This window comes from Duganella violaceipulchra (assembly GCF_019166075.1).
GTDB classification, from domain to species: domain Bacteria; phylum Pseudomonadota; class Gammaproteobacteria; order Burkholderiales; family Burkholderiaceae_D; genus Rugamonas; species Rugamonas violaceipulchra.
In genome coordinates, this window is sequence record NZ_JAHTGR010000005.1 from 61,967 (window position 1) to 88,238 (window position 26,272).

The window sequence follows — 26,272 nt, forward strand, 5'->3', positions numbered from 1 at the left end:
GAGGGTGTAAATAATTTTGTGTAAACGGTCATTTGGCAGGACACTGCCGCCATCAAGGAGCCACAATGACCGTAGTAAAGCGTAACAAGCGGGCCAAGCCCGATCCAGAACTGCTCAAATTGGCCGACAGCCTGCTGGCCAACTACCAGAAACCCGAGGACCTGATCGGCGAAAACGGCCTGCTCAAGCAGCTCACCAAGATGCTGGTAGAACGCGCTCTGGAGGTCGAGATGACCGGGCACCTGGGCCACGACAAGAGCGGCGAGGTGACCAACGGCACCGCCAACACCCGCAATGGCCATAGTACCAAGACCCTCAAGGGCGATTTTGGCTCGCTGCCGCTGGACGTTCCTCGCGACCGCCAGGGGACGTTCGAGCCGCAGATCGTCGTCAAGAACCAAACCCGCTGGGCCGGGTTCGATGACAAAATCATCTCGCTCTACGCGCGCGGCCTGAGCGTGCGGGAGATCCAAAGCCACATTGAGGAGATGTACGGCGCCGAGGTGTCACCCACCCTCATCTCCAACGTCACGGACGCCGTTAGCGAGGATGTGAAGCTCTGGCAGGCCCGCCCGCTCGACGCCGTGTACCCGATCCTGTATCTCGACTGCATCCACGTCAAGGTGCGCGACAACGGCGCGGTGCGCACCAAGGCGGTCTACTTGGCCATCGGCGTCAACATGGAAGGTCACAAGGAGGTGCTGGGCCTGTGGATCTCTCAAACCGAGGGTGCCAAGTTCTGGCTGCAGGTGGTGACCGAACTCAAAAATCGCGGTGTGCAGGACATCTTCATTGCCTGTGTCGATGGCCTGAAAGGCTTCCCGGACGCCATCGAGGCGGTCTATCCGCAGGCCGCTGTTCAACTATGCATTATCCATATGGTGCGTAACAGCTTGAACTTCGTACCCTGGAAAGAGCAGAAGGAAGTGGCCGCCGATTTGAAGCTTATCTACAGCGCGGCAACCGTCGACGAGGCTGAACTCAGGCTTACGGAATTTGAGGTTAAATGGGATAAACAGTATAAACCGATAAGCCAGTCCTGGCGCCGAAACTGGGCTCGCGTCATACCGTTCTTCGACTACCCGCCGGAAATCCGCAAGGTGATTTACACCACGAACGCGATTGAATCGATTAATATGAGCCTGCGAAAAGTCACGAAAGCCCGTAGTTCCTTCCCGACCGATGATGCCGTCAGCAAGTTGTTTTACCTCGCGCTGAACAACATCAGCAAGAAGTGGACGATGCCGATACGGGACTGGAAAGCAGCGCTGAACCGCTTCGCCATCCAGTTCGAAGACCGGGTGCCGCAGACTTAAACGAAAACCCGTTTACACAGAATCCAGTACACCCCCGGCACACCGGCTACTCAGAGTACACCCGATTCACCGGGCATAGTCATTTTTGGTTGGCGTTTCTGAACAAACTCTTCAAGAACTTGTTTTCTTGCTCCAAAAGAATGTACGCGCATTCATAGTAGGCTACGTCATAGTCGTGATAGCGAGGATTGACGGTCATTGCTTCGCGGGTCCAGTTCGTCATTGACGCCCGACCAAGTTCGCAGAAATTTTTGGCATTAACTTGATCTTGTAAATATCTCTTCAGGAGGACTCTGTTTCCGTTTCCCTTCGGAATGGTGGACGCGACATCCGCCGCAAGTTTCCTGTTTTCTTGTTTGAGGTCATTGGATAAGCCATTGAAACACTCAACATCACCGAATGCGCCGCCTAAATGCTTCAGGCATTCTGGGTCCGTCGATGCATAACAGTAACTGGAGATACTCATGACGATGCAGGCTGAAATTTTAATGGCTAGCATCATAGACTCCTGTTTTAAATAACTCCGCCTCTGACTCCCGTCGCGCCTCATTGCCTCCGCCGGTTCTAAATTTCTCTATAGTCGCCGGAATCAGCTCATATTTTCCCTTGTTGACAGCATCGAACAGTTTCGACGCTCCATTCACGCCACAATTGAAAGTCAAGGAAACAAGCGCGTCATATTCATACTGATGCATTGGAACTTTAATGTTCTTATTGACTGCTCCCTCTGCCGTGGCAAGATCACTTTTCAGCAGTTCCTTGGCACGCTCTTCTGAGATTTTTCCGCCAACCTTGAGCTTGTCCGCTGCCACAACGAGGTGACCACACCCGACCGTTGGCAAACTTCGGCTGTCTTTATAAACCTTCAGAATAAATCCATTCGTGACGACCTGATGCGCAAAGTTTTTGCCATTCATTACGCCATTCTCCCAAGTTCCAAGAAATTGCAGCAAATTCTCTGAAACTATCCAAGGCTTTCCAAGCCGGGCAGTAGATCCCGTCTTGACGGAATCGATGGCCGTGTTAGTCGTTCCCGCAACGACAGGTGTGGAGTTGCGTTCCAGTGCATCAGGCATAAAGAGTCCCTAATCGTCTAAATGTCCCAGGTAAATTTCGATGTGATGCACGCTAGGCGTGTAGAAACGCTGTGTCTTGCCTTCCTCGTCTGTTTCGCCGTGTAAGAACTCGCCAGATGCTAGCTTTGCGGTGTAATAGGTACTAGCCAACGGACAGCCGTCTCCATCGAGCAATAAAAATTGCTCGTCGTACTTCTGTCGGAATGACGAACTGACGCCCGCTGTATTGCCCGCCCATTGACCGCCATGACACTGTATGAAGCCGAGAGGAATTGCCTTACCGCTCTCATTACCCACTCCATCAATGTCGTTAAGAGTGGAATAAATAGGGCACCCGCCGCTGCTCTTCATTCCATGAATAACCCGGCTGCGGCCGTTGGCAAGCGTAGCGCGGGAGAACCCTTCTGCAATCAAGCAATTGTTGCGGCAGGCCATTCGAGCACCTTGGAAAGTATACGGCACGCCGCGACTAGTGCAAGTGTCGAGGCCTTCCGCTACTTTGCCGCCACAAGCAGCCATATCGCCTTCGCGAATCCAGCCGATAATGTTCACGCCTCTCTCCCGGACAGCGCTACATAGCCGGGTTGCAACAGGCCAGGTATTCCACCGTCGTCAGCATACTCCCGGATCTGAGCGGCGTTTTGCAAGCTGCTGGTAATAATGTCGCCATTGTCGGTGGCGCTGCCCACAATCGCCACTGGCTGGTCGTTGCAGGCCAGAGCGGAGCCGGCACCCGACACGATCCTGCTTTCGGTCCCATCAGGGTAACGTACCACATCGCCTACGCAAGCGATTCGGTGGCCGTCCATCTCCATATCCGTGCCGGCCGTAACGATTTCCCCGCCTTGCCGAGTCTTTGCACCTAGCGTAGCGAGGTCATAGGTCGCCTTGATGCGCCGGGAGGCCAACTTCGCCATAAACTCGGCAGCCAGGCGTTGCCCGTCCTGCTCGTTATATTCCATCACATTCCCTCCAATGGTTTCGAACGCTACTTGGAACGGCGACGTTGCCGTCAGTAAATTATGCCTCCGATGTTCACCTCAAGAATTACGAAAAATCAAATCACGTCCTGCTAAACAAGGCCCGTGAATGCTACAACTGGCCGTTCAGTTCATGCCATTTGTTCAGGAATTTTTAAAGCGACCATTTACAATGAAACCGGCTCGACACTCGTCTTGAAAACCTTGGTGATGTTGGTTAGATTTCGCCCCTAGGCCTGTAGTGGACCACCGCAATTCCGCCCGGGCCACCAAGATCAGTGTCAAACAAAACGCCAACCGTCACCGGTTGGCGTTTTCGCTTTATGGAGACACCGCTATGCCGCCGTGATGATGCCATTCAGCTTCTGGACAGCTTCCGCCGGCAGCAGCAGATCGGCAGCGGCGGCATTTTGGCGCAGGTGGGCAACCGATGAGGTGCCCGGAATCAGCAGAATATTCTGCGAACGTTGCAGCAACCAGGCCAACGCTGTCTGCATGGGCGTAGCCCCCAGTTGCGCGGCGACGTCGGACAGGACAGCCGATTGCAGCGGCGAGAATCCACCCAGCGGGAAGAACGGCACGTAGGCGATGCCGTCTTGTGCCAGCTCGTCGATCAGTGCGTCGTCGTGGCGGTGGACCAGGTTGTATTGATTCTGTACGCAGACAATGCGGGCGACGCCGCGCGCCTGCCTCACTTGCCGCAGGGTCGCATTGCTCAAACCGATGTGGCGTATCAGGCCGCGTTGCTGCAGTTCCGCCAGCGCCGTGATGTGGGCTTCAATGTCGCCCTCCGCCGGACCCATGACGTCAAACATGAGGCGCATGTTCACCACATCCAGCCGTTCCAGACCGAGGTTGCGCAGGTTGTCATGCACCGCAGCTTCCAGCTCCTTCGGCGACTGGGCCGGCAGCCACGAAGCGTCGGCGCCGCGCGCGGCGCCGATCTTGGTGACGATCACCAGATCGTCCGCGTACGGATGCAGCGCTTCGCGGATCAGCTGGTTGGTCACATGCGGGCCATAGAAATCGCTGGTGTCGATGTGATTGATGCCCAGCGCAGCAAGCTCCCGCAACACTGCCAGCGCTTCCTCGCGATTCTTCGGCGGACCAAAGACGTGCGGGCCGCAGAGTTGCATGGCGCCATAGCCCATGCGGTTGACAGCCAGATCGCCAAGTTGGAAGGTGCTCAAAATGTTCTCCTGAAAGATGGGTTGATGAACACAGTCTAGGTGCTAAAACTTTGTGCGACAATACTTCGCAATGGCACAACTTGTGCCGAATACAGGACAATGATGAATGGCTGATCTACAGGACATCGGCGCCTTCGTCGCGGTCGCCAAACACGGCGGCTTTCGCGGCGCCGCGCGCATGACGGGCACTAGCGCGTCACAACTGAGCGAAGCGGTGCGACGGCTGGAGGCCGGCCTCGGTGTGCGCCTGCTGAACCGCACCACCCGCAGCGTGGCCACCACCGACGCCGGCCAGCGCTTGCTGGAGCAACTGATGCCGGCGCTTGACGCGGTCGAATCGGCGCTGGATGTGGTGAACGGTTTTCGCGACCGTCCGGCCGGCAGACTGCGGCTCAACGTGCCGCTCAGCGTATCGAAGCTGATCCTGCCGCGCATCATTCCGCCGTTTATCGCCGCGTATCCTGACATCTGCCTGGAGATCATCGTCGATGACAGCTTTGTCGATCTGCAGCGCTCCGGCTGCGATGCCGGCGTCCGCTACGAAGAACACATGGAGCTGGATATGGTGGCGATTCCGATCGGACCGCGCAGGCAACGTTTTGCGCTGGCGGCGTCGCCCGACTATCTGCGGCAGCACGGCATGCCCAAGCGGCCGGAAGACCTGCTGAAACATATCTGCCTGCGCGGGCGCTTTTCCAGCGGCGCCATGCCGGACTGGGAATTCGAGCATAAAGGCAAGAAGGTCGCCATCAAACCGGCCGGTCCGTTGATCGTCAACCTGGGCGCGGGCGCCGACTTGAAGGTGGACGCGGCGCTGGCCGGCAGCGGCCTGGTGTACCTGTTTGAAGACTGGCTCAAGCCCTACATGGAGCGCGGTGAACTGGAGCCGGTGCTGGAGCGCTGGTGGCCATCGTTTAGCGGCCCCTCGCTGTACTATCCGGGCCGGCGCTATCTGCCGGCGCCGCTGCGCGCGTTTGCGGATTTTATTCCGACCATGCGCTGGTAGCGCGCGACGATCTTTTCGGAATATTGCTGACCGAACAGGAAGCCACCGCCGCTCGGCAGGCAATCGCAAAGCGCTCGGACTGGCCTTGGTTGCCGGACTACGGTTTTCCTGTCGACGACGCGGGCTAAGTCCGCTACCGGAAATGCTGCGTTCGGCCAGAACGCCAAGCCATTTCCTGGCCTTCACTCTTCCAGATGATTTTTTTCTTCGGTGCCGTCAGCATCGCGACATCGCGATGCTGAAAATTTTGCATGCCTATGCTGCTTTAGATAAGTTTGACTCATAAAACAATATAGAAAATTCAACGCGACTCGATCACGATGAAGCACAGGTCAAATTTATCACGAGGTCAGACCCCAACCAGCAAGAGGAGAAAACTGTCATGCGTACCGATGTTCCATTTCGAACTTTATCGTCGCGAGCAACCTTGCTGGCACTCTTGCTTGGGATGACGATGGCGCTCGCCCATGCGCCCCTGCTGGCGCAGTCGATCCAGGCAGCGCCAGGCGCGCCGACCACGGCAGCGCAGCGCAGCGAGGCGCTCACGGCGGCGCGGCGCGACTTCGCCCAATTCGTCGCATCCAGCACCTCCCGCCATGCTGGCACGCTGCCAGCCGGCTTTCCACTCGACGTCAGCGACGTCCAGGACCTGAAGGATGCGCGCGTCGGCCATGGCTTCCAGATCTACACCGTCGATCCCCAAGACCTGGTCGCCGGCCGCTCCGACCTGAGCGCGATGGCCAAGCCGAGCCCGGTCTGGCGCTTCGTCCTCAACCTGCATGATCGCCCGATCGGCCTGGTCACGGTCGAGCAGGTCAACGGCCACTGGCAAGCCGTGGCGTTCGGCGCCAGCACGCTGGCTCAGGATGTCGAGGCGCTGATGGCCTTCCACGGCAATGCCGATCGCAGCAATCTGCGGTTTATCCGCATTTACCAGGCGCAGTCCGACTTTCTCGAGGTGGCGGCAAACGGCACGGCCCGCTTTGCGCCGCTGCATTCGGCGCGCCAGTCCCTGCAGATGCAGCAGCGCGCCGCCAAGGCAGGCAAGCCGGACGATGGCCTGATGGACGCCGCCGCCTTCCTCGATCCGCTGCGCGGCGCCGTCAAGGCCAACCTGGATGCGTTCCGCTAAGCGGCGCCCTCCCCTATCCCGACCGTGAAGGAATCTCTCATGCAATCATTCATGAAACGCGCCCTGTTGGGCGCAAGCTTGCTGCTGGCCATGCCGCTGGCCTTGGCCCAGTGGCGCACCTTGTACGTGCCCTTGGTCACCCAGGAACACAGCCAGTGGTGCTGGGCAGGATCGAGCAAGGCCGTGTTGAACTACTACAACAAGGTGCCTAGCCAGTGCCAGATCGTCAACTGGGCCTACGGTATCAACTACGCCTGTGGCAATACCGACTTCTGGTGGAACAGCAACGCCAACCAGCCCAACAGCATGTACGGCACCAGCGGCAGCGTGCAGAGCATCCTGTCCGCCTGGGGCGTCTCCAACACGGCCTACAACTGGGCGTCGTCGTGGGCTTCGGTGATGTGGGACATCAACGCCAACCGGCCGTTCGTGATGCGCTACGGCTGGACCAACGGCGGCGGCCACATCATCGTCGGCAGCGGCTACGACGCGAGCAACGGCCCGTATTGGGTCTACATCATGAATCCGTGGCCGGGCGAGGGCTGGACCTGGACCACCTACGACTCGGCGGTATCGGCATCGGACCACAAGTGGACGCATACCCAGCGCATGAACATCAACGGTTGAGCGACGGCCGTACTTTCCGAGGAAAACCCAATATGAAACGGAACATTTCACGCGCGGCCCTGCTGGCTCTGATGAGCGCGGCGCCGATGGCGGCGCATGCCACGCTGGCTTACACGGTGAGCTTCAACGACCCCTTGAATCTGGCGGCAGGCTATCGCTCACAGATCGACGCCCAATTGGGCGCCGCCGTGGCGGCCTGGGGCACTCACCTGGCCGGCAACGCCGACATCGACATCGAGGTGCGCATGTCGACCAATCTAGCGTACGCGTCGGGGCATTCCGCCACCTCGGCCTACGTGGGCGAGGCGGCCGGAGGCGCGTTGTGGGCGCAGGGCATGGCCTACAAGATCAGCAGCGGGATCGACCCGAACGGGAGCGCGCCGGACGTGATCCTGGATCTCAATCCGAACTACATGGCCAACACCCTGTGGTTTGATCCGAATCCGTATGCGCGCACGGCGGCCGTGCCGGGCAACCGCACCGATGCGGAATCGGTGTTCATCCACGAAATCGGCCACGCGCTGGCGTTCAACGGCTGGGGCGACCGCCTCACCGGGCGCACGCCGACCGGCTTTGGCATGTCGACCTGGGACCAGTATGTCAGCTACGACGGCGCCAATATGTTCTTCAACGGGCCGAACGCGATGCGCGTGTATGGCGCGCCGGTGCCTGTCACGTCGGGGAACAATTTTCACTTCGGTAATGCGCCGGCCAGCGGGCGCCCTGGCGCCGACCTGGTCAACGACCTGTTCAACGGTTGGGTGTTCTACAACGGACAGCGCTATGGCATCGGCGCGCTCGACGAGGCGGTGCTGGCCGACGTCGGCCTGACGCTGGCCAGCCCGGTGCCCGAACCGTCCGCGGGCGCGATGCTGTTATTGGGGCTGGCATGCTTGTGCGGCTGGCGTCACCAGACAAAAAATCACCGCCGTCAACGTTCGAGGCAACGCTCAATCTCGGCGATGGTCTTCGGCGCGCCATGACTGAGAACGTCGTGACCGTTGGCCGTGACCAGCACGTCATCCTCGATCCGTATCCCGATATGCCAGTACTGCTCCGGCACATCGGGCGCCGGCCGTATATAGATGCCAGGTTCCACCGTCATGGTCATGCCCGCTTGCAGGATGCGCGACGGCCGCCCGGCCGCGACGCTTCCCCCTTCAACCGCCTCGCCATAGTCGCCGACATCGTGCACATCCAGCCCGAGCCAGTGACTGGTCTTGCACATGAAGAAGCGCCGGTAGTCGCCATTCTCGATCACATCGTTGACCGAACCGTACTTGTTCTTGTCGAGCAGTCCGGTATCGAGCATCCCTTGCGCCAGCAAGCGCACCGCCGCCTCATGCGGATCGATGAATCGACTGCCCGGCTTGACTTCGGCGATCGCCGCCATCTGCGCCGCCAGCACTATCTCATACAGCATTTTCTGGGTACCGGAAAACTTCCCCGCAGCCGGATAGGTGCGGGTGATGTCCGCCGCATAGCTTTCATATTCGCAACCTGCATCGATCAACACCAGGTCGCCAGGCTGCAGCACGGTGGCGCCGGGATTGTGATGCAGCACGCAGGTATTCGCGCCGGCCGCCACAATGGACGGATAGGCCGGACCGGCGGCGCCGTGGTGGCGGAACGCGTGCAGCAACTCCGCCTCGATCTGATATTCGGTCATGCCGGGTCGAGTGCGGCGCATCGCCCGCACGTGCGCCTCGGCGGAAATGTCAGCGGCCCGGCGCATGCTGGCCAGTTCGCTGCCATCCTTCACCACACGCATCTCGTTCAACAGCAGCTGGACGTCGTAGATCGCGGCAGGAGGCCTGACGCCCGAGCGGGCTTGTCCACGCAGCGCATGCAGCCAGGAGGCGACCCGCGCATCCCATCCGGCGTCCTGCCCCAGGCAAAAGTACAGCGCCGGCGCGCCGGCCAGCAATGCCGGCATCCGCTGTTCCAGCGTCGTGATCGGAAAGGCGGCATCAAAGCCGAAGACGGCGCGGGCGCCTTCCGGGCCATGCCGAAATCCATGCCACAGCTCTGTTTCAGGGTCTTTTTCCCGGCAAAACAAGATGCATTGCGCGCGCGCGCCGGGACTGGGATCGACTGCCAGCACGATCAGCGCATCGAGCTCTTCAAAGCCGGACAGATAGTAAAAATAGCTGTCGTGGCGAAATGGATACTCGACGTCGCCGTTGCGCAGCCCTTCCCGCGCGGTCGGGATCACGGCGACACCACCGCCATTGCTGCGCATGTGCTCGACGAGGCGGGCACGTCTGTTTGCGAACTGATGCATTCGAACTCCTTTCAAAATAAAGTGGGCTTCAGGTGCGCGCGAGCGGCCAGCGCCGCCAGCGCCAGCCGGCGCCGACACCCAGGCCCGCCATCACGATCATCCCCATGCCGGCGGCCTGGAACACCCCTGGCCGGTGACCGTAGAATAGAAAGTCAACGCCTACCGCCGCCGCCGGGTAGATGAACGTCAAGACCGCCACCGATGCGGTGGCCATTTTCGGCAAGGCGCCATAAATCAGCACGTAGGCGAGCGCCGTGGGTATCACGCCCAGTCCCGCCATCCAGCCCCACTGCGCCGGACGGATGCCGGAGGCCGGGATCGAGACGAACGCCGCCAGCGCGACGATGCCAACCGAGCAATGTATCAGCGCGATCAGCGGCGGCGGCATGCCGCGCATCGACTTGGTGGTCAGTGTCACGCCGGCATATGCCAACGCTCCCAGCAATGCGCAGGCGATGCCAGGCACAGCGCCACTCGACGCCGGCGACGCGCCGCCGGTCCAGCCACACGCCAGTATCAGGCCGATGAAACCCACGGCTATCCATGCCAACTGGTGGGCCGCGATCCTTTCCCGGAACAGCAGCGCGGCGAGGGCCAGCACGAAGAAAGGCTGGACATGAAACACGATGGTGGCGACGGCGATGCCGACGCGCCCGATCGATTCAAAGAACACTACCCAGTTGAGCACCATCAGCACGCCGCTGAACAGCGCCCGCCTGACATTCCCCGCTGCGAAATGGGGACGCCTGAACAGTCCCTCCCGCCAGCAAAACAGCGTCAGCGCCAGCGCGCCGAAGACGCAGCGGAAAAATGCGGTGGTGACGGAATCGAGTGCAAGCTCACGCACAAAAATGCCCAGCGTGGCCAACATCAGCATTGCGCCGACATAGCACCACGCTGCATGCCCCGCCTGGTTCGCACGCCGATTCATCTCCGCCATGGGGTACTCCGATCAATGATTTACGCTATGATCGTTGTTTAGTTTTATTTATACAAACTACTTAAAATTAACTATTTCATTCGATTATATGAATCATGACGTTTCCTGAACTGAATCTCAACCAGCTACGTACCTTTGTCGCGGCGGCCGAAGGCTTGAGCTTCATCGGCGCGGCCGAAACCATGCATCGCTCGCAAGCGGCGGTGAGCATGCAAATCATGAAACTGGAAGCCGCGGTCGGCCAGCCCTTGTTCGAGCGGCATACCCGGCGCATTGTCCTGACCCGCGCCGGCGACACCTTGCTGCACTATGCGCGCCAGTTGCTGCAGCTGGAACAAGAGACGATGGCGGCGTTGCGCAAACAGGAAGTCGTCGGCCGCGTCGTGCTGGGGGCGCCGGACGATTACGTCGCGTCGCTGTTGCCGCCCTTGCTGGAGCGATTTTCAAGAATGTTCGCAAAAGTCGAGATCGAACTGGTTTGCCTGCAAAGCATTTTGCTCGAACCCATGCTGCGCAAGGGGACGATCGATCTGGCCTTCGTCACCCGCGGCGCCGGCCTGGATGGCCAGTTCGTCCGGCGCGAACCGATGGTATGGGTGGGGTCGCAGCGCCACGCGGCCTGGAAGAAAACGCCGCTCCCGATCGCACTCTACGAAAAGGGCTGTGTCGCGCGCGAACACACGTTGGCGGCGTTGGAAGGAATGGCGCGGCCGTTCCACGCCACCTACAGCAGTCCCAGCTTGCTGGGCATACTGGCCATGGTCGACGCTGGACTGGCTGTCGCCGCGCTGGCGGAGTGTAGCGTACCAGCGCATTTGCAGCGCTTGGGGAAAGCGGAAGGATTCTCCCCCATCACGCCGCTCGAGATTGTCCTGATCAAAGGCCGGCAGAACAGCTCACCGGCCGCCGCATGCCTGGCCAACGAAATCATGGCGGCATTCGGCGTATCGGAGCGTCTGTCCGCATAGGACCATCTGCGGCGCCGTCTAGCCCGCGCCTTCGTCGACGGCAGCCAGCGCCAGCACCGCCATCGTCCGTATCCCCTGGTACGACTTGGCGGACGCGATAAACCTGCCGTTGTGGCAGAAGCCCGCATCCGCCACGCCGGTGACCGCCGCCAGCTCGGCATCGCGCAGCCCCGCCCACGCTTCCGGCAAGTCGGCCCGCGCGTCGAAACTCTCCGGGCTGACCGAGACCGTGTGCAACATGTGGCGTTGCTCGGCGACGTTATGGCTGATGACGAACAGCACCTTCGGCATTTCCTTGCGCACCACCTGGCTCCACGGCAGCGCGCCGTTTTTCAGGAACAGGACTCTGCCGCCTTCGAGCGCCTCCCCTTGCCGCACTTGCTCCAGCGCGAGCAAGGCGCCCAGCCGGTATTTGACGGCATTGACCATGACGTCGGTCAGCACCGCCATCGCGCGGCGGAACTGGTCCAGGCGGTAGGCGTCGGCCGCCTCGCCGTAGCCCAGCCTTTGCTCGTCGAGCCAGTTGGTGTTGTAGCCCGAGATCACCGCCGACAGGCCATAGCCGCCCGGCGCGCTCTTGGCCGCCCCCACGTCCGACAGATCGAGGTACTGCACCACGTCCGCATCGATGCCGTAGGCCATTTCCCGCGCCTTATCGTCCGACAACTGGTGCCCGTCGTGCGCCAGGGCCAGCGCCGCGACGCAGCGCGCGCCATACTCGCGCCAGACCAGGCCGGCGCTGGCGTACGGCACGCCGCTTTGCCGTGCACCGCTGAAGCCCTTTTGATGGTGGTCGAAGCGGCCGGTGGCCGGGTCCCAGATGCCGCCGACGTCGACGGCAAAGTCGGCCGCCTCGATGGCGGCCGGTTCGCGCGTCCGGATAATGTCCGCGTCGGGGAATAATATCTTCAGTACGGCGACCGCCCACGCGTCGTCCGCGTGAAACTTACCGCTATGTGTCGCTATGATCATGCCTGGTCCTATCGTTGAAACGACCGCCATGATATACCGTCAGCCGCTTAAAGCGAGCGCGCCAGCCAGGCCGCGGTCAGGTCCAGCACCCGTTGCGGCGCTTCGCTGCCGGGCTCGAAGACATTGAACACATGATCGGCGTCGCCGATCAGCGCGGCCTCCTTGCGCTTGCCCGGTGCGATCTTCAGCAACTGGGCGTCGCGCTGCGGCAGGAAATCCCTGCTGCCGCGGATAGTCAGGAAGGCGCCTGGATAGCTGGCCAGCGACTGGTCCAGGTCGACGCCGCGAAAACTTTCATAGTACTCGCGCTTGGTCGTGATGCTCTTCCAGCCGGGGACGACGTCGGTGGCGGTGCCTTCGCGCAGCGCTTTCTGGGCCACCGGATTGGCGCTCATCTGCGTGTATTGTTCGCCGCTCGGCGCCGACCACAGCACCATGCTGCGGAACCAGCCCGGATGCTGCCCGCCCACTACCAGCGCGGTGCTCGCGCCCAGGCTCCAGCCCAGCACCGCGCTGCGGCCAGCGTCGACCCCATGCTGTGCCAGCAAAAAGGCATGGGCCGCTTCGGTGTCGGCCACGCGCGTCTGCAGCGTCGATTCGATGTTGCTGCGCATGCGATCGCCTTCGCCGCGAAAGTTGATGCGCAAGGAGGCGATGCCCATTGTCGCGAGCTGCCCGGCCATGCGCTTGCTGAGGTCGCCGGCGCCGTCCATATCGTCGGCAAAGCCGTGCAGCATCAGCACCGCGCGGCCGTCCCATGCGCCATCCGGGGTGAGCCAGGCGCCGCTGACTTCGGGGGCAACGGCCACCCGCTGTTCGGCGGCTTGCGAGAGCGACGTGGCGCTGCACAGACATAGCAATAGCACGCCGCGTTTGAACAGCGCGGTGTAAGGACGGAGGCGCACGAGGGAATCCTGGAGGGTAAATGGGAAGACGGGTCGCAGCCGGCCTACTCGGCGGCCAGCTTGCGGGCCAGCCGGTAAAGGAACTGCTGACCTTCATAGACCGATTTTACCGGCACGCTTTCGTTCAGTCCATGCATATTGCCCCGGTCGGCGCCGACGAAGATGCCGGTGACGCCGTACGTCCAGATGCCGGCGCTGTTAAGGAATCGCCCGTCGCTGCCCGCCACGAACAGCGTCGGCAGCAGCGGCGTGCCGGGCCACAGCTCGGCCGCCACGGCGGCGATGGCTTGCATCAGTTGCGGATTGATCGGCGGCGTGGGCGCCACCAGCGCCATCCCGATGGGCGTCAGCTTGATTTTCGGATTGTCCAGCACGCGCGCCAGGGTCTGCTGCACTTCTTCCTGCGATTCACCCGGCAAGATGCGGCAGTTGACGACGGCGTGGGCGCGCTGCGGCAGGGCGTTGGCGGCGTGGCCGGCGTCGACCTGGGTGGCGACGCAGGTCGTGCGCAGCATGGCGTGGTAGTTGGGATCGGCCTGCGCCAGCCGCATCGCCGCGTCGGCGTCCGGTGGCTGGCGCAGGGTGGCTTGCATGTCGGCTGCCAGCGGACCGCTTTCCAATTGGCTGAGCTGCTCGAAATAGGCGCGCGTCGACGGCAGCAGGTGCAGCGGGAATTGCCAGCGCGCCAGCCGCGACAGGCCGTCGGCCAGATGATAGATGGCGTTGTCATCGACCGGCAGCGAACTGTGGCCGCCGGCATTGACCACGTCCAGATCGTAGGACTGGGTCGCCTTCTCGCCGATTTGCACGCCGAGGGCGACCCGCTTGCCATGCGCGTCCAGCATGCCGTAGGCGCCCTCGTTGATCGCCAGTTCCGCGTCGATCAGCGGGCGATGGTGCTTCAACAGATAGTCGACGCCGCGAAAGTCCAGCCTGGCCAATTCCTCATCGCAGGTCAGCGCCAGGATGACATTGCGCCTGAGCGGAACTTGCTCGCGTTTCAAGCGCAGCATCGTCACGACCAGGGCGGCAGCCATGGCCTTGTCGTCGATGACGCCGCGCCCGTAGAAAGTGCCGTTTTCTTCGATCAGCTTGAAGGGATCGCGTGTCCAGTCGGCGCGTTTGGCCTCGACCACGTCGAGATGCGCCAGCAGCAGCAGCGGGCGGCGCGTGCCGTCGCCTTTGAGCGTGGCCACCAGGTTGCCTTTTCGCGGGCCGCCTGGCGGCACGATCAACTGCAACTCCGATGCGCCGTAGCCGCCCGCCTTGAGCCGAAGCGCCATGGCCTGCGCCGCGTCGGTGCAACTGCCGGCTGAATCGGTGGTGTCGATTTCCACCAGCTGCTGAAAAATGTCGCGCATCTGCTGGTGCTCGGCCGGCAGCTGCGCATGGGCGAGGCGACAGCACGCCACCAGCGCGGCAATGAGAAGGCGCTCAAGCATGGCGTAGCGCGCGCGGCTCATTGCCGGTCCAACGTCGCAGCGCCTCGTATCAGGGTCACCTTGCCAATCCTGCCGTCATTGACCTCGTAGATGGCGATCGCTTCCACCCGGCCCGGACCGCCGGCTTGGGTGTTGGTGATTTGTTCGTAGTCGATGACCACGTTGCCCATGACGATACGCTTGTCCACCGTGGCATGCAGGCGGGCATCGTTGAAGCGCTTCGTTGCATAGAACTCCTGGATTTGCGCCGCGCCTTTCATCAGCGGTTTGGCCGGAAATTCATACACCTCCGCATTCGGGTCATAGGTCGCCATGAAGGCCTGGATGTCGTGGGCGTTATACGCGTTCAATTGCTGCTGGACTATGGCTTGCGCATCGGCGGCCGTCGACGGCGCCGCGCCGGCCAGGCCAGCAAAAAAAAACATCGATCCAGCTACCCTGCGCTTAAGTTGTGTCATGTCATATCCCTCTTTTTTAGTTGTGTGCATCCGCCGATACCGCCGGCACGCCATCCGGTGCAACGCGGGCGCCGAGCATGCGCATCACCTCCATCAGGGTATTGCAGCGGACGCGCATGGCGTCGGCCTCGGCCTCGGCACGGGCCAGGTTGGATTTGAGCGCCTCGTTATCGAGCGCCGCCAGGTCCAGTCCGATCTGGTGCACCGCGTAGTCCAGCACGTCCAATTCATCGGCGCGATATGCCACGCCGCCGGGCTTGGCGTCGAGCAGGACGAAACCTCGCAACTCGCCCCGATGCAGCAAGCCCACGGCCAGTTCGCCAGGCTGTGTGCTCAAGGTTTCCGCCACGAGCAAGGGTTTGCGACTTTCAGCCAACGCCGTCGCCAGCGGATCGTTGACATCGATGGCCAGACCGCCAGCGCTGACAAACGACTCCGCCTTGAGCCGGTACAAGCGGGCTTGGGTGCCGGAAAAACGTTCCAACGCGAGCGTCGTCTGCTCGATCAGCGCGCGGCGCGAACGGACATGAGCCGCTTCCCGCACGAACTGACGCAAGGCGTTTTCCGCCTGATGCCAGGCCTGGAAAAAGAGGCGTTCGATCCAATGCTCGACGCCATGCCGCAACCGGTGAAACGCCAGGTACACGCCGAGCGCGATGGCGCCGTCGAGCAAGACATTTTTCTCCCGGCCGTCGACGTGGACCACATGCCCGACCAGCCATTCGACCAGGCCGAAGGTGATCAGCAACAGGAGGCTGGTGACCGAATAGACCAGCGTGCGGTTGATGGCGACGCCGAAGTCGAAGATGCGGTGGCGCAGCACCGCATAGGTCAGCATGCTGAACACGACCGACCATACCAGGCCGTTGACGATATTCCAGCTCGACGTGAAACTGCCAATCTGCAACTCGAACGGCGGCCACTGCACGAAGATGTCGGCCAGGTAGCCGACGGAGAGCACCAGCAGCAACCAGCCAAACCGCACCCGCAACGGCCCCTTGTTTTCCCACCATCCAGCCGCCAGGGCCGCCAACAGCACCAGCCCTTCGACCAGCCTGTTGGTCGTGAACACGCGCCCCGTCCATGCCGACTCGTACAGATCCGTGTGCTTGGCCACCATCAAGGCCGTTGCCACGGCTGCCAGCGCATACAGCAGCCAGCGCTGGCGAAACAGCAATCCACGCACGCCGCGCGGCTGGTCGTCCGGGTAGCGCAAGGCGAACAATGGCAGCAGCGGTCCCAGCGCCCAAAACAGCAACATCCATGGCAGCCACAGCATCATGCGCAATGCCCCCGGGGGCGTGAAATTGACGTAATTGGCCAGCGTGCCCAATACCAGGTAGATCGACAGCAGCCGGTAGCACTTGCCGTCAGGCTTGCGCAGGCCGGTGAGCAGGCCCAGTGCCAGCCCCAGCCACATGGCGGCCCAAACCAGCACATAGCCCGTGATATCGCTGCTGGTGAACGGCGTTTCGGTGGCGGTGATCATCAGGTGGCTGGGGGCGGCGCCGTGAAACAAGGTCACGCCCACGATATCGCCGGGCGTGCGCACCGTCTTGCGGGCGGTGTTGTCGTCAAAGGCCAGGACGTCGCCGGCGACGGCGCCGGCCAGCGCCAGCTGCGAACCCGGCACCAGGCTGTCGATGACACGCCGGTGCCCGCCGTTGGCATAGCCATCGTGGCCTGAATAACCCAGGCTGCCCTGCGTGCCCCTGGCCAGCGCGGGGATGCCGTGCGCCATCTCCACGCATATCGTCAGTGCGGCAAAAGCGGCCAACAGGGATATCAACAGCTTCCAGTGTTTGCCTTGCATGCGGCTTCTCCGGGAAAGTTCGCCTGCCATTCAAGTCTTACTTGCTCGCTTCCACGCCGGCGCGGGCAATCTGGCCGTCCTGGCTGCTGGCCCCGCCCGAGACGCCGATCGCGCCGACCACCTTGCCATTGACCAGGATCGGCTCGCCCCCCTCGATCATCAGCAGATCCGGCAAACTGAGCAGCGCATTGCGGCCAGCGGCGACGCCGTCTTCCAGGGCCTTGCTGGGGCGGCGCATCGTGGCTGCGGTGCGCGCCTTCTGCAATGCGAAATTCGGGCTGGCCGTCATGGTATCGTCCAGCACTTCGAGATACACCGGCGTGCCGTGGGTATCGACCACGGCGACCGCCACCGACAGTTTCAGCCGCCTGGCTTCGGCGACCGCGCCGGCGGCTGCGCGCTTGGCCAGCTCGAGCGCAATCGGCGCCCCATAACTTGCTTGCTGGGCCAGCGCGGGTTGCGCCAGCAGGCCGATACACAGGGAGGCTAAAAGCAAACGCCAGTGTGCCATGGGAGGTACTCCTCAATCGTCGCGTTAAAGGGTGGGAAAAAGACATTGCAAAGATGCCACAGATCCCTACCGCCGGCGTCGCATCGCGCGCCACCCGGACTTGCAATGCGCGACAAGGCTAGTGCCGCAGCTCCGACGCCGTCACGCCCAGCCGGGCCTTGAACTGGCGGTAGAAGGTGGCCAGCGAATCGAAGCCGCAGCACAAGGCGATCTCGGTAATCGACAGCTCCGGGCGCGTCAGGACCAGGACCCGGGCGCGTTCAATCCGCCGCTGCCGGATCGCGTCGGCAACGCTGTGGCCCGCGCCTTCGAAGGCGCGGTGCAATTGGCGCAGCGAGACGCCCAGGTTCAGCGCGATAGCGGTGGGCGTCAACATGGGCGATTCCAGATGGCTGTCGATATATTTCAGGGCGAGCGCCAGGCGCTCCTGCTCCACCACGCGGGCCAGTTCCTCCGGCGCCCGTGGCGCACACGCCAGCGCCCCCGCCAGCAATTGGTCCAGCGCGCGCAGCGCGGCGGCGGCGGCCGGTGCGTCCATCCGCGGCAACTCCTGGCTCAGGCCGGTCAGGTAGGATGTCAGCAGGCCACTCAAGGGCGTATCCGGCCGCACCTGCTGGAAGCCGCCGTGCTGGATGGCCGGGGCGGAAAACGCCAGCAGGTGTTCCGGTATGCTCAGCGCGTGGAAGCGCCAGTCCTGGCCTGGGGCGGCAACGCCCTTGTAGACCGCGTCCTGGCTGCCGACCACCACCGATCCGGGCGCCGTGACGAATTGCTCGCCCTTGGCATTCTCGAAGCCGCTGCCGCCCTGCTTGATCAAATACACCAGCAGATTATTGGAGGGCGCCGCCCTGGCGCGCGCCCGGTTGCGCTCGACCATGCTCCATGACGTGTTCACCTCCATCACGCCGGCCAGCGCGCCGCGCGCGATGTGGATGTCGGCCGACACCGCCGCCGGCACGGCATCACCCAGGTTGACGTCCAGGTTGAAGTAGTGCGCGGCCGTGTCACGAACCAGTGCGACACGTCGCTCGCCGTGCAAATCATGGGTTGAAACGCAGGATACAGTCAGCATCGCCGGCTCACATAGGCAAGAGTAATACTGCGAGGATAGCGCAGTTTCCGCCCTATTGATTAACCTTCCCCGGCAGCGACAAGTCGCCCGAGGCAATCTTGAACACGTCGGCGACACACAGCAGCGGCGCGTGGACGCTGGCGTTGACGCGCAAGCCCGCCGTCACGCCATCGAAACGGGCTGTGCTGAGCACGCCGATGTCGTCAAACGGCACCCGCACCTCCAGGCTGTCGTCCTTGAACACCGGCGCCCAGCCAGGGCTGTCGATCAGGATCGGCAAGCCGGGCCAGGTCTTGGGCAGCTTGGGCTTGCTGCCGGCCGGGATGTCGACCACCTTCAGCGCCCCCTTGCCGCAGCTATCGTCGTTTTGCAGCACCACCCAGTGCGAGTGCCAGGCGCCCAGCGGCGCCGGGAACAAGGGCGTGTCGTCGAAGTCCGGATGCGAGGTCACCGCCAGGGCCAGGATGCCGCTCTTGGCTTCAAAGCCCACCACCGAGGGATCGAGCGTGGTCGGCCAGACATAGCTGAAGACCCGGCTGCCGGCCAGCGCGCCCGTCGCGGCAGGCTTGCTGGCCCCGGCGTTGCCCGTGACGGCGAGGTGGAAGGTGGCGACATTGCCTTCGGTGCTGATCTTGGCATGCACGATGTCGAACGGCGCGGTGACGGCCTGGTTGCCTGCCGCCTGGATGCCTAGTCGGTGGCTGTCGTGCGCGGCGGCGCCGACCGAAACGGACCAGCACAGTGCCAGCGAGGTGAGCATCAATACGTTCTTTTTCATATGGTTCTCCAGGAATTGAATGGTTGGGAACCTGCAGTATGCTGACGCCGGGCGTACAATTGGATACCAATTGTTCACGATACATACCAATTCATACAATATGACGCCGCCAACCATCGACCGCCTTTCCGGCCTGCTCGAACATTTCCGGGTGCGGGCCCGCTTGTCCTATTCCGGCACGCTGTGCGGCTTGCAGCGCTTCGACGCCGCCGGCGGCCACGGCTACCTGCATGTGCTGCGGCGCGGCAGCCTGGAAGTGAGCCATCCGGGCGAGGCCAGCCTGCCGGTCCGCATGGTGCTGAGCGAGCCAACGCTGCTGTTCTACCCGCGCCCGGCCCATCATTGGTTTCACAATCCGCCGCTCGACGGCGCCGACTTCACCTGCGCGACGGTGAATTTCGAGGGCGGGCCGGCCAACCCGCTGGCGCGCGCCCTGCCGGCGCTGATCGCCTTGCCGCTGGCGCGCATCGATGGCCTGGAGGCGGCGTTGGCGCTGCTGTTCGCCGAAACGGAGCGGGCGCGCTGCGGCCAGCCTTTGTTGGCCGATCGCCTGTTTGAAGTGGTCTTGATCCAGCTGCTGCGCTGGCTGCTCGATCACCCGCAGGAAGCCGGCATCCAGGCGGGGATGATCATGGGCTTGTCCGATCCGCGCCTGGCGCGCGCGCTGGTGGCGATGCACCGTGGTCCGTCCGAGGCGTGGCCGGTGGAACGCATGGCGCTCTGCGCCGGCATGTCGCGCACCGCGTTTTCCAACCTGTTCCGCCAGGTGCTGGGACAAACGCCGGCCGACTATCTGACCGACTGGCGCATCGCGCTGGCGCAGGCCGGCTTGAGCGGCGGGCGTTCGATCGCCGTGCTGGCCGGCGAGCTGGGCTACGCCAACGCGTCGGCGCTGTCGCGCACGTTCGCGGCGCGCACCGGCCACTCGCCGCGCGCATGGCTGCAACAGCATGGGCAGCGCCTGGCGGGCGCGCATGCTATCAGCGCAGGGTACTCGGCGTCACGCCAAACTCGCGCTTGATCAATTTGCGCAGGGCGGTGCTGTCCTGATACCCGACCTGCGCCGCGACCGCTTCGATCGAGAGCGACGTCGTTTCCAGCAGATGGGCGGCGCGCGACAAGCGGCGCCGTTGAATGAACTTGATCGGCGAGACGCCGGTCGCCGCCTCGATGCGCCGCGCCAGCGTCTTGGGCGACAGCGCCAGTGCCGACGACAGCGCCGTCACCGTCATCGGCTGCGCCAGACGCGCGTCGATCCAGCGCTCCGCCGCGATCACCGCCGGGTCTTCATGCTCCAGGTGGTCGCGCATCATGTAGCGCGCCTGCGACGCACGCTGGTCGATCAGCAAATAGCGCGAACACCAATGCGCCACCGACTCGCCAAACACCTCCGACACGATGGCCAGCATCAAATCCAGCTGCGACAAGGCCGCGCCCGCCGTCAGGCACGGTCCGTCGCGCACCAGCATGCGCGCTTCGTCGAGCGTCACCGCCGGATAACGGGCGCGGAACGCCGGGGCCAGCCACCATGCCGTGGTCGCCTTGCGGCCGTCGAGCAGGCCGGCCTGCGCCAGCAGAAACACCGCACTGCATGAGGCCGCAATCCTGGTCTTGCCGGTTCCCGCCGCAGCCAGCCAGGCCATCGCCTGTCTGGTATCGCTGCGCGCAAAACCGTCGCTCAGCGCCTGGTCCGAGCGGTGGCCCAGGCCTGGAACAATGATCCAGTCCGACACGCCCTGGCCTGCGGTCTTGAACTGGAGGTCGGCCTTCATCCGCATGCCGGCGCCGGTCGTGACGTGGGCCTTGGCGGCGATGGTCCGGACCTGCACTGCGGGCGCACCGCTGCGCGCCGCAAGTATCGACTGCGCCGCATGCAAGGTATCGAGCGTAATCGACAAGCTGCTGTCGAACACGCCGTCCAACACCAGAACCGTGATGATCTTCATTTGTCTATTTTGACATAAAAAATGTCAAATATGATACTTCACCGCCAAGCTTCGAAACGCCAGACTGTGGCCTTCTACCCAAGGAGACCATCTTGTTAATTAAACACATCAAGCTCTACCATTCCCCGGCCAGCCGCAGCACCCGCATCAAGTGGATGTTGCACGAAGTCGTAGGCAATGCCTTTGAGGTCGAGAAAATAGACCTGAGCGGCGCCGTGCAGTATTCCGCCGAGTTCCTGCGCCTGAATCCCAACCACAATGTGCCGGTGCTGGAGATTAGCTGGGACAACGGCGCAACGCAGCGCATGCTCGAGAGCGCCGCCATGGTCGCCTTTCTGGCGGACGCGTACCCGGACGCCGCGCTGGCGCCCGCCCCGGCGGCATCGCCGGAGCGGGCCGACTATCTGCAGATGCTGCATTTCGGATCGACCTGGGTGGACATGATGCTGTGGCAAATTCGCGCCCACGAGCATGTCTTGCCGGTCACGGAGCGCGACCCGCGCACGGTGGCGCGCTACCGCAAGAAGTTTCGCGAGGAGATAGAACCGCAGCTGCTTGCGCGGCTGGAGCGGGCGCCGTATATCTGCGGGCAGGCATTTACAGCGGCCGATTACATCGTCGGGCACGCTGTTTTCTGGGCGCGCGGCTATGGCTTGTGCGGCGACGAGATCTTCCAGCGCTACCTCGCGCTCATCGCGAAGCGGCCGGCGTTTGGCGCCGCATTCGCGGACGCGCGCGAATTTGTGCTCGACGCCACCGATCTGCCCCTCTCGCAGCGTTTTACCGGGTAAGTCCGCTATGTACTGAACCGCACGGACCAGCACGGCAGGTCGGCGCATGCTGCATTCAGACCACCGCATGCCGCGGCGCAGTCACCTGGCGCCACCGGCGCCACCGGCCAGACCGGCGACACCGTGATCGTCGTCCCGCAACGCTAATCCCACCGGCGGCGGCGTCCAGGCGACGCTGTCCCAAACAGGGCTGCCCAGTGCAAACTGGCCAGCCCTTTTTTGCGTCCGTCGAAAAATTACTGCCAAAACCGCAACATTCCTCGATATTCCAGCATATTCACCTTCTCATTCATGGGTGCATCCCCAAGAATATGCCCACACCATTTGAAAAAGGCCCCCCCGCGATGAATTTTGGCGAGCGACTCAAGCAAATCAGAACGGAAAGAAATCTCACGCAGCCGCCGATGTCGGCCGCCATCGGCATCGAGCAGTCCTAGCTGTCCAAGCTGGAAAACGATAAATCGCAGCCTTCGGCCGACATGTTCAGCGCCATCGTCACCGCCTTGGACCTCGACGCCAGGGAATTCCTGAGCGGTATCAACAAGCATGTCCTGCACACCTCGCTGCGCCACATCCCCGAGGTCAGCCAATTCCTGAATGGCGCCGTCACCCAGCGCGTCCATGACGCGCGCACATGGCTGTTCGGCGCCGCCGCCGCCGGCGCCCTCGGGTTTGCGCTGATGCTGGCCGCCAACGACGGCATTTTCTCGTCCAATCATCGCTACAAATACGTCTCGAAAGGCGTGCTGCTCAAAAATGAATCGGACACCATTTTTGAGCAGTTCGAAAAAATCCAGGACCTGAGGCTGGCCGCGAACACCATCAGCCGCGAGGAACGCGCCCGCTTGCTGGCGGAGTTCGAATCCGAGCGGGTCAAGCTGACGACGCTGGAAACCCGGGACAACCGGGGCAGCGTGTTCTTCGAGAGCGCCGGCAACGGCCGGCGCACGTTCGAACTGGCCGAGGTGCACTACGAGCATTCGCCGCTCAACCGGGTTTTGCAATACCTGGACGGGCTGCTGGCATTCTGCGGCGCGCTGACTGTGGTGCTGGAATGGCGCATGCGCAAAGCCAGCGCGGCGATCAAAAACGATTTGAAATAACCCAAGGAGAGGCACAGTGTCGCAAATCAGAACATTCCTGGCGGGTGCCACCACGATGGCCAGCGCGCTGGCGGCGGTATTTTTCCTGGCCGGGGCCAGGGAACCGATCCGGCACGAGAAATTCGACGAGATCACGGTCGGCCGTATCAACATCGTTGAACCGGACGGCACCAAGCGCATCGTCATTTCCAACAAGGCGCAGTTCCCCGGCGACTTCATGCAGGGCAAGGAAGGCGCCCGGCCCGATCGCAACAGCTTTGCGGGCATGCTGTTCATCAACGAGGAAGGCACCGAGAACGGCGGCTTGATCCAGAAAGGCGGCATCGGCGCCGACGGCAAGATTTCTTCCGGCTTGTCGCTGACCTTCGACCGCTTCCGCCAGGACCAGGCCCTGCAATTGTTGAACCACGACGGCGCGAGCCATCAGCAGACCGTCATCAAGATCAACGACGTTCCCCTTTATACGGTCACCTCGCTGGCGGACAACAAGCGCTTTCACGAGGCGGCCGACAAGTTGCCGCCCTCCGAGCGGCAAGCCTATTGGCAGCAACTGAACCAACAGGGCCGCCTGGGCAACAACCGCATCTGGTTGGGCAGCACCGGCGACAAAGGCGCGGCCTTGCAACTGAACGACGCTCAAGGCCGGGTTCGCATGAAGCTGGTGGTCAGCGCCGAGGGCAATGCCGAGATCCAGATGCTGGACGAGGCAGGCAAAGTCAGCAAGACGATCTCGCCGACGTCCAAGGAATAGCGTCCTCGTTGTCGGGAACGGTGACCGGCCAGCCAACTTACAACTGGCGCGCCGACCGCGATCAGTGTCGCATCTGTCAATATCCTGGCTGCGGCCTGTGCTTGCAAGGGTTCATCCTGGACAACAGCCCGAACGAGGACGTTCGTATCGACCGTTACCTTCATGTGTTGTCGGCCCAGCCTTGTTCGGACGCCTCGCTGATTTCTTCCAGGGTCGCGACTTTCTTTGTCCGCTCGGCGAGCAGGCCAACAAACCCGGCTATCGTTCCATCTGGCTGGGCGGCCTTAAGTATGCCTCTTGCATTCGGCAACAAGTCGAGCTCGATTTTATCGCCGGGCCTGATGCCCAAATGCTGCAGCACTTCCTTCTTCAGCGTAACTTGCCCGCGCGCAGTAACAATCAATACCGCCATGATGTCGTCCTCGTCGTCTGATGCATCAAAGTGTAATGCAATTTCACCTTGCATTCAAACGCAGGCCCCGCGGCGGCCAAGTTACTGCGACGCCTACCCGGCCACACCCACGCCGGAAGCCAAGCGCACTTCCCGATCGATGATGTTTGAATGGACGCGGTTGCGTCCCAGCGATTTGGCCCGGTACAGCGCCTGGTCGGCAGCCTTGACGAGATCGAGCGGCTCGGTCTCGAAGCGCACCGGCGCGAAGGCTTCGACCCCGGCGCTGACCGTCACGTGCCCGGTGGCGCTGCCGGGATGCTTGATGTTCAGTTCCGCGATCGCCGCGCGGATGGTTTCGCCGACCGCCAGCGCCCCGGCCACATCCGTCCCCGGCAACAGCACCGCCAGCTCCTCGCCGCCGTAGCGCGCGGCGATGTCGCCGGGCCGGTGCTTGCAGTCGGCGATCACTTTGCTGATCGCCCTCAGGCACTCGTCGCCGGCGGCATGGCCGAAGATATCGTTGTACTGTTTGAAGGAATCGACATCGATCATGATCAGCGCCAGCGAGTTGGCGCCGCGCATCGCCCGGCTGAATTCGTTCTTCAACGAGGCATCAAAATGGCGGCGGTTGGACAGGCCGGTCAAGCCATCCTGCATCGCCAGGCGCTCCAGCGTTTGATTCAGCGTCACCAGCGAATTGCGCGCACGCACCAGTTCCGCCTCCGCCCGTGTCCGCAGATTAATCTGCCGCACCAGCCGGATTCCCAGCAGGCAGATCGCCAGCACCAGGATGACCACGGCGCCGCTGTAGAAATAGGCATCGGCCCGCCATTGCGCCAGCACTTCATCCCTGGACAAGGCGGCCGAGATCACCAGCGGATAGGCTTCCAGGCGCCGGTAGCTGTTTATCCGCGTCACGCCGTCCTGCGCCGAGGTGAACGTGACGGTGCCGACCGAGGCCCTGGGCAAGTAATCATGGAACAGCGGCAGCTTGGAAATGTCCCGGCCCAGCGATTTCTCGTTAAACGGGCGGCGCACCAGCATGATGCCGTCATCCAGCACCAGCTGAATGGCGCCATCCTGGCCGATTTTGAAACGCTGGAAGAATTTCTGGAAATAGTCCATATTGATGGTCGCCAACACCACCCCGCCAAAGGCGCCGTCCGCCTGATTGAAACGGCGCGACACCGTGACTATCCAATCCCCGGTTGATTTGCTGCGCACGGGCGGGCCGATATGCGCGCCCCGGTCCGCATGCTCCCGGTGGTAGATGAAATACTCGCGATCCGAGTTGTTTTTACCCTTCAGCAGCACGGCTTGGGAATTGACCAGCCAGCGGCCATCGGCGCCGTAAACAAACAAGCCGTGCAGCTGCGGCAACTCCGCAACCCGGTGCTCCAGCAGGGTATGGAAGCGGTCGAGCTCAAGCTCCAGCTTGCCGTCATTTTCAAGCCGCTCCACCAGTCCGACCAGGACCGTATCGGCTTCCTTGATGGTGTCATAGGCATGCTGCCCCAGGGCTTCCGCGAGGTTGGCGGCGGCGACTTCCGATTCGCCCAGTTGCACGCTGCGGGCGTGCGCGGTCAGCCATACATGGATGCCGATCAGCGAGCTGCACACCAGGACCACAAAGAAGATGGCCAGGTACATGACAGGCAGGCGTGGAGGGAGGCGGGCGAACGGCGAACCCAGGCGGCGTTCCCACATGTTGCTGAACATCATAGGTATCACCTCGAAGAATCATCCACCGGGCAAGACGTTAAGTATGTGCGCTTTCTGCTCAGTAAAAACTCTCGAATAATCACACTTGCGCCCTA

At 62.4% G+C, this 26,272-nt stretch carries 28 protein-coding genes; 10 read left to right on the top strand and 18 right to left on the bottom strand.

What is annotated here, in order from left to right; all coding sequences use genetic code 11:
• Positions 1-65: 65 nt before the first annotated feature.
• On the top strand, positions 66-1,316 hold the full coding sequence (locus KVP70_RS11135) for an IS256 family transposase (protein WP_217942233.1): 1,251 nt from the start codon (positions 66-68) through the stop codon (positions 1,314-1,316).
• Positions 1,317-1,395: 79 nt separating this feature from the next.
• Here the strand turns inward: KVP70_RS11135 and KVP70_RS11140 are convergent, their stop codons facing one another.
• The 5 genes from KVP70_RS11140 to KVP70_RS11160 form a co-directional block, all read right to left on the bottom strand.
• Positions 1,396-1,815, bottom strand: coding sequence for a hypothetical protein (locus tag KVP70_RS11140; RefSeq protein WP_217942234.1), 420 nt, complete (start codon positions 1,813-1,815; stop codon positions 1,396-1,398).
• Entirely contained in the window at positions 1,802-2,392 is a 591-nt protein-coding gene (locus tag KVP70_RS11145; RefSeq protein WP_217942235.1) for a lysozyme, read from the bottom strand. The genes KVP70_RS11140 and KVP70_RS11145 overlap by 14 nt, the downstream gene beginning before the upstream one ends.
• A 9-nt stretch (positions 2,393-2,401) precedes the next feature.
• Positions 2,402-2,944, bottom strand: a complete 543-nt coding sequence (locus tag KVP70_RS11150) for a PAAR domain-containing protein (RefSeq protein ID WP_217942236.1) — start codon at positions 2,942-2,944, stop codon at positions 2,402-2,404.
• A complete protein-coding gene (locus tag KVP70_RS11155) occupies positions 2,941-3,354 on the bottom strand; it encodes a PAAR domain-containing protein (protein WP_217942237.1) in 414 nt (137 codons plus the stop codon). The genes KVP70_RS11150 and KVP70_RS11155 overlap by 4 nt, the downstream gene beginning before the upstream one ends.
• 353 nt (positions 3,355-3,707) lie before the next feature.
• Positions 3,708-4,562 (bottom strand): aldo/keto reductase family oxidoreductase, encoded by an 855-nt coding sequence (locus tag KVP70_RS11160; RefSeq protein ID WP_217942238.1) that lies wholly within the window; start codon positions 4,560-4,562, stop codon positions 3,708-3,710.
• Between the two features lie 106 nt (positions 4,563-4,668).
• Between KVP70_RS11160 and KVP70_RS11165 the strand changes: the two genes are divergently transcribed.
• The 4 genes from KVP70_RS11165 (at position 4,669) to KVP70_RS11180 (ending at position 8,310) form a co-directional block, all read left to right on the top strand.
• Complete coding sequence (locus KVP70_RS11165) at positions 4,669-5,568, top strand: LysR substrate-binding domain-containing protein (protein WP_217942239.1); 900 nt, start codon at positions 4,669-4,671, stop codon at positions 5,566-5,568.
• 427 nt (positions 5,569-5,995) lie between these two features.
• The gene (locus tag KVP70_RS11170) at positions 5,996-6,700 is read left to right on the top strand and encodes a hypothetical protein (protein WP_229224745.1); all 705 of its coding nucleotides are present in this window, start codon (positions 5,996-5,998) and stop codon (positions 6,698-6,700) included.
• 39 nt (positions 6,701-6,739) lie between these two features.
• Positions 6,740-7,327: a C39 family peptidase gene (locus KVP70_RS11175; RefSeq protein ID WP_229224746.1), complete on the top strand. Its 588-nt coding sequence runs from the start codon at positions 6,740-6,742 to the stop codon at positions 7,325-7,327.
• Positions 7,328-7,359: 32 nt separating this feature from the next.
• Entirely contained in the window at positions 7,360-8,310 is a 951-nt protein-coding gene (locus KVP70_RS11180; RefSeq protein ID WP_217942241.1) for a PEP-CTERM sorting domain-containing protein, read from the top strand.
• Here the strand turns inward: KVP70_RS11180 and KVP70_RS11185 are convergent.
• Positions 8,259-9,611, bottom strand: a complete 1,353-nt coding sequence (locus KVP70_RS11185) for an aminopeptidase P N-terminal domain-containing protein (RefSeq protein WP_217942242.1) — start codon at positions 9,609-9,611, stop codon at positions 8,259-8,261. The genes KVP70_RS11180 and KVP70_RS11185 overlap by 52 nt on opposite strands.
• A gap of 28 nt (positions 9,612-9,639) precedes the next feature.
• On the bottom strand, positions 9,640-10,551 hold the full coding sequence (locus tag KVP70_RS11190) for a DMT family transporter (RefSeq protein ID WP_229224747.1): 912 nt from the start codon (positions 10,549-10,551) through the stop codon (positions 9,640-9,642).
• A 95-nt stretch (positions 10,552-10,646) separates the two neighbouring features.
• Here KVP70_RS11190 and KVP70_RS11195 point away from each other — a divergent pair, with 95 nt between their 5' ends.
• Complete coding sequence (locus KVP70_RS11195) at positions 10,647-11,519, top strand: LysR family transcriptional regulator (RefSeq protein WP_217942243.1); 873 nt, start codon at positions 10,647-10,649, stop codon at positions 11,517-11,519.
• Between the two features lie 18 nt (positions 11,520-11,537).
• Here the strand turns inward: KVP70_RS11195 and KVP70_RS11200 are convergent, their stop codons facing one another.
• The 8 genes from KVP70_RS11200 to KVP70_RS11235 all read right to left on the bottom strand — a co-directional run bounded on the left by KVP70_RS11200 (position 11,538) and on the right by KVP70_RS11235 (position 19,470).
• Positions 11,538-12,491: an MYG1 family protein gene (locus KVP70_RS11200; RefSeq protein WP_217942244.1), complete on the bottom strand. Its 954-nt coding sequence runs from the start codon at positions 12,489-12,491 to the stop codon at positions 11,538-11,540.
• 47 nt (positions 12,492-12,538) lie between these two features.
• Positions 12,539-13,396 carry an alpha/beta hydrolase family protein gene (locus KVP70_RS11205; protein ID WP_217942246.1) on the bottom strand — a complete coding sequence of 286 codons (858 nt, stop codon included), beginning with the start codon at positions 13,394-13,396 and terminating at the stop codon, positions 12,539-12,541.
• A gap of 44 nt (positions 13,397-13,440) precedes the next feature.
• Complete coding sequence (locus KVP70_RS11210; RefSeq protein ID WP_229224748.1) at positions 13,441-14,859, bottom strand: M20/M25/M40 family metallo-hydrolase; 1,419 nt, start codon at positions 14,857-14,859, stop codon at positions 13,441-13,443.
• Positions 14,856-15,263: a nuclear transport factor 2 family protein gene (locus KVP70_RS11215; protein ID WP_217942248.1), complete on the bottom strand. Its 408-nt coding sequence runs from the start codon at positions 15,261-15,263 to the stop codon at positions 14,856-14,858. Before KVP70_RS11215 ends, KVP70_RS11210 begins: the two co-directional genes overlap by 4 nt.
• Positions 15,264-15,312: 49 nt before the next feature.
• Positions 15,313-17,109, bottom strand: coding sequence for a hypothetical protein (locus KVP70_RS11220; protein ID WP_217942250.1), 1,797 nt, complete (start codon positions 17,107-17,109; stop codon positions 15,313-15,315).
• Between the two features lie 37 nt (positions 17,110-17,146).
• Positions 17,147-17,620: a GlcG/HbpS family heme-binding protein gene (locus KVP70_RS11225; protein ID WP_217942252.1), complete on the bottom strand. Its 474-nt coding sequence runs from the start codon at positions 17,618-17,620 to the stop codon at positions 17,147-17,149.
• A gap of 118 nt (positions 17,621-17,738) precedes the next feature.
• Complete coding sequence (locus KVP70_RS34855; RefSeq protein WP_217942254.1) at positions 17,739-18,692, bottom strand: helix-turn-helix transcriptional regulator; 954 nt, start codon at positions 18,690-18,692, stop codon at positions 17,739-17,741.
• Between the two features lie 52 nt (positions 18,693-18,744).
• Positions 18,745-19,470 (bottom strand): hypothetical protein, encoded by a 726-nt coding sequence (locus KVP70_RS11235; protein WP_217942256.1) that lies wholly within the window; start codon positions 19,468-19,470, stop codon positions 18,745-18,747.
• 100 nt (positions 19,471-19,570) lie between these two features.
• On the opposite strand from KVP70_RS11235, the gene KVP70_RS11240 reads away from it, so the two are divergent.
• A complete protein-coding gene (locus tag KVP70_RS11240; protein WP_217942258.1) occupies positions 19,571-20,491 on the top strand; it encodes an AraC family transcriptional regulator in 921 nt (306 codons plus the stop codon).
• Here KVP70_RS11240 and KVP70_RS11245 read toward each other — a convergent pair.
• Complete coding sequence (locus KVP70_RS11245; protein ID WP_217942260.1) at positions 20,451-21,416, bottom strand: GlxA family transcriptional regulator; 966 nt, start codon at positions 21,414-21,416, stop codon at positions 20,451-20,453. The genes KVP70_RS11240 and KVP70_RS11245 overlap by 41 nt on opposite strands.
• 92 nt (positions 21,417-21,508) lie before the next feature.
• On the opposite strand from KVP70_RS11245, the gene KVP70_RS11250 reads away from it, so the two are divergent.
• The 3 genes from KVP70_RS11250 to KVP70_RS11260 all read left to right on the top strand — a co-directional run bounded on the left by KVP70_RS11250 (position 21,509) and on the right by KVP70_RS11260 (position 24,061).
• Positions 21,509-22,207: a glutathione S-transferase family protein gene (locus KVP70_RS11250; protein WP_217942262.1), complete on the top strand. Its 699-nt coding sequence runs from the start codon at positions 21,509-21,511 to the stop codon at positions 22,205-22,207.
• Between the two features lie 479 nt (positions 22,208-22,686).
• Complete coding sequence (locus tag KVP70_RS11255; RefSeq protein WP_229224749.1) at positions 22,687-23,310, top strand: XRE family transcriptional regulator; 624 nt, start codon at positions 22,687-22,689, stop codon at positions 23,308-23,310.
• Positions 23,311-23,326: 16 nt separating this feature from the next.
• Complete coding sequence (locus tag KVP70_RS11260) at positions 23,327-24,061, top strand: hypothetical protein (RefSeq protein ID WP_217942264.1); 735 nt, start codon at positions 23,327-23,329, stop codon at positions 24,059-24,061.
• Between the two features lie 160 nt (positions 24,062-24,221).
• On the opposite strand, the gene KVP70_RS11265 is transcribed toward KVP70_RS11260, so the two are convergent.
• Together KVP70_RS11265 and KVP70_RS11270 are read right to left on the bottom strand one after the other, a co-directional pair.
• A complete protein-coding gene (locus KVP70_RS11265) occupies positions 24,222-24,473 on the bottom strand; it encodes an AbrB/MazE/SpoVT family DNA-binding domain-containing protein (RefSeq protein WP_217942566.1) in 252 nt (83 codons plus the stop codon).
• Positions 24,474-24,566: 93 nt separating this feature from the next.
• On the bottom strand, positions 24,567-26,105 hold the full coding sequence (locus KVP70_RS11270; RefSeq protein WP_217942567.1) for a sensor domain-containing diguanylate cyclase: 1,539 nt from the start codon (positions 26,103-26,105) through the stop codon (positions 24,567-24,569).
• Positions 26,106-26,272 lie beyond the last annotated feature (167 nt).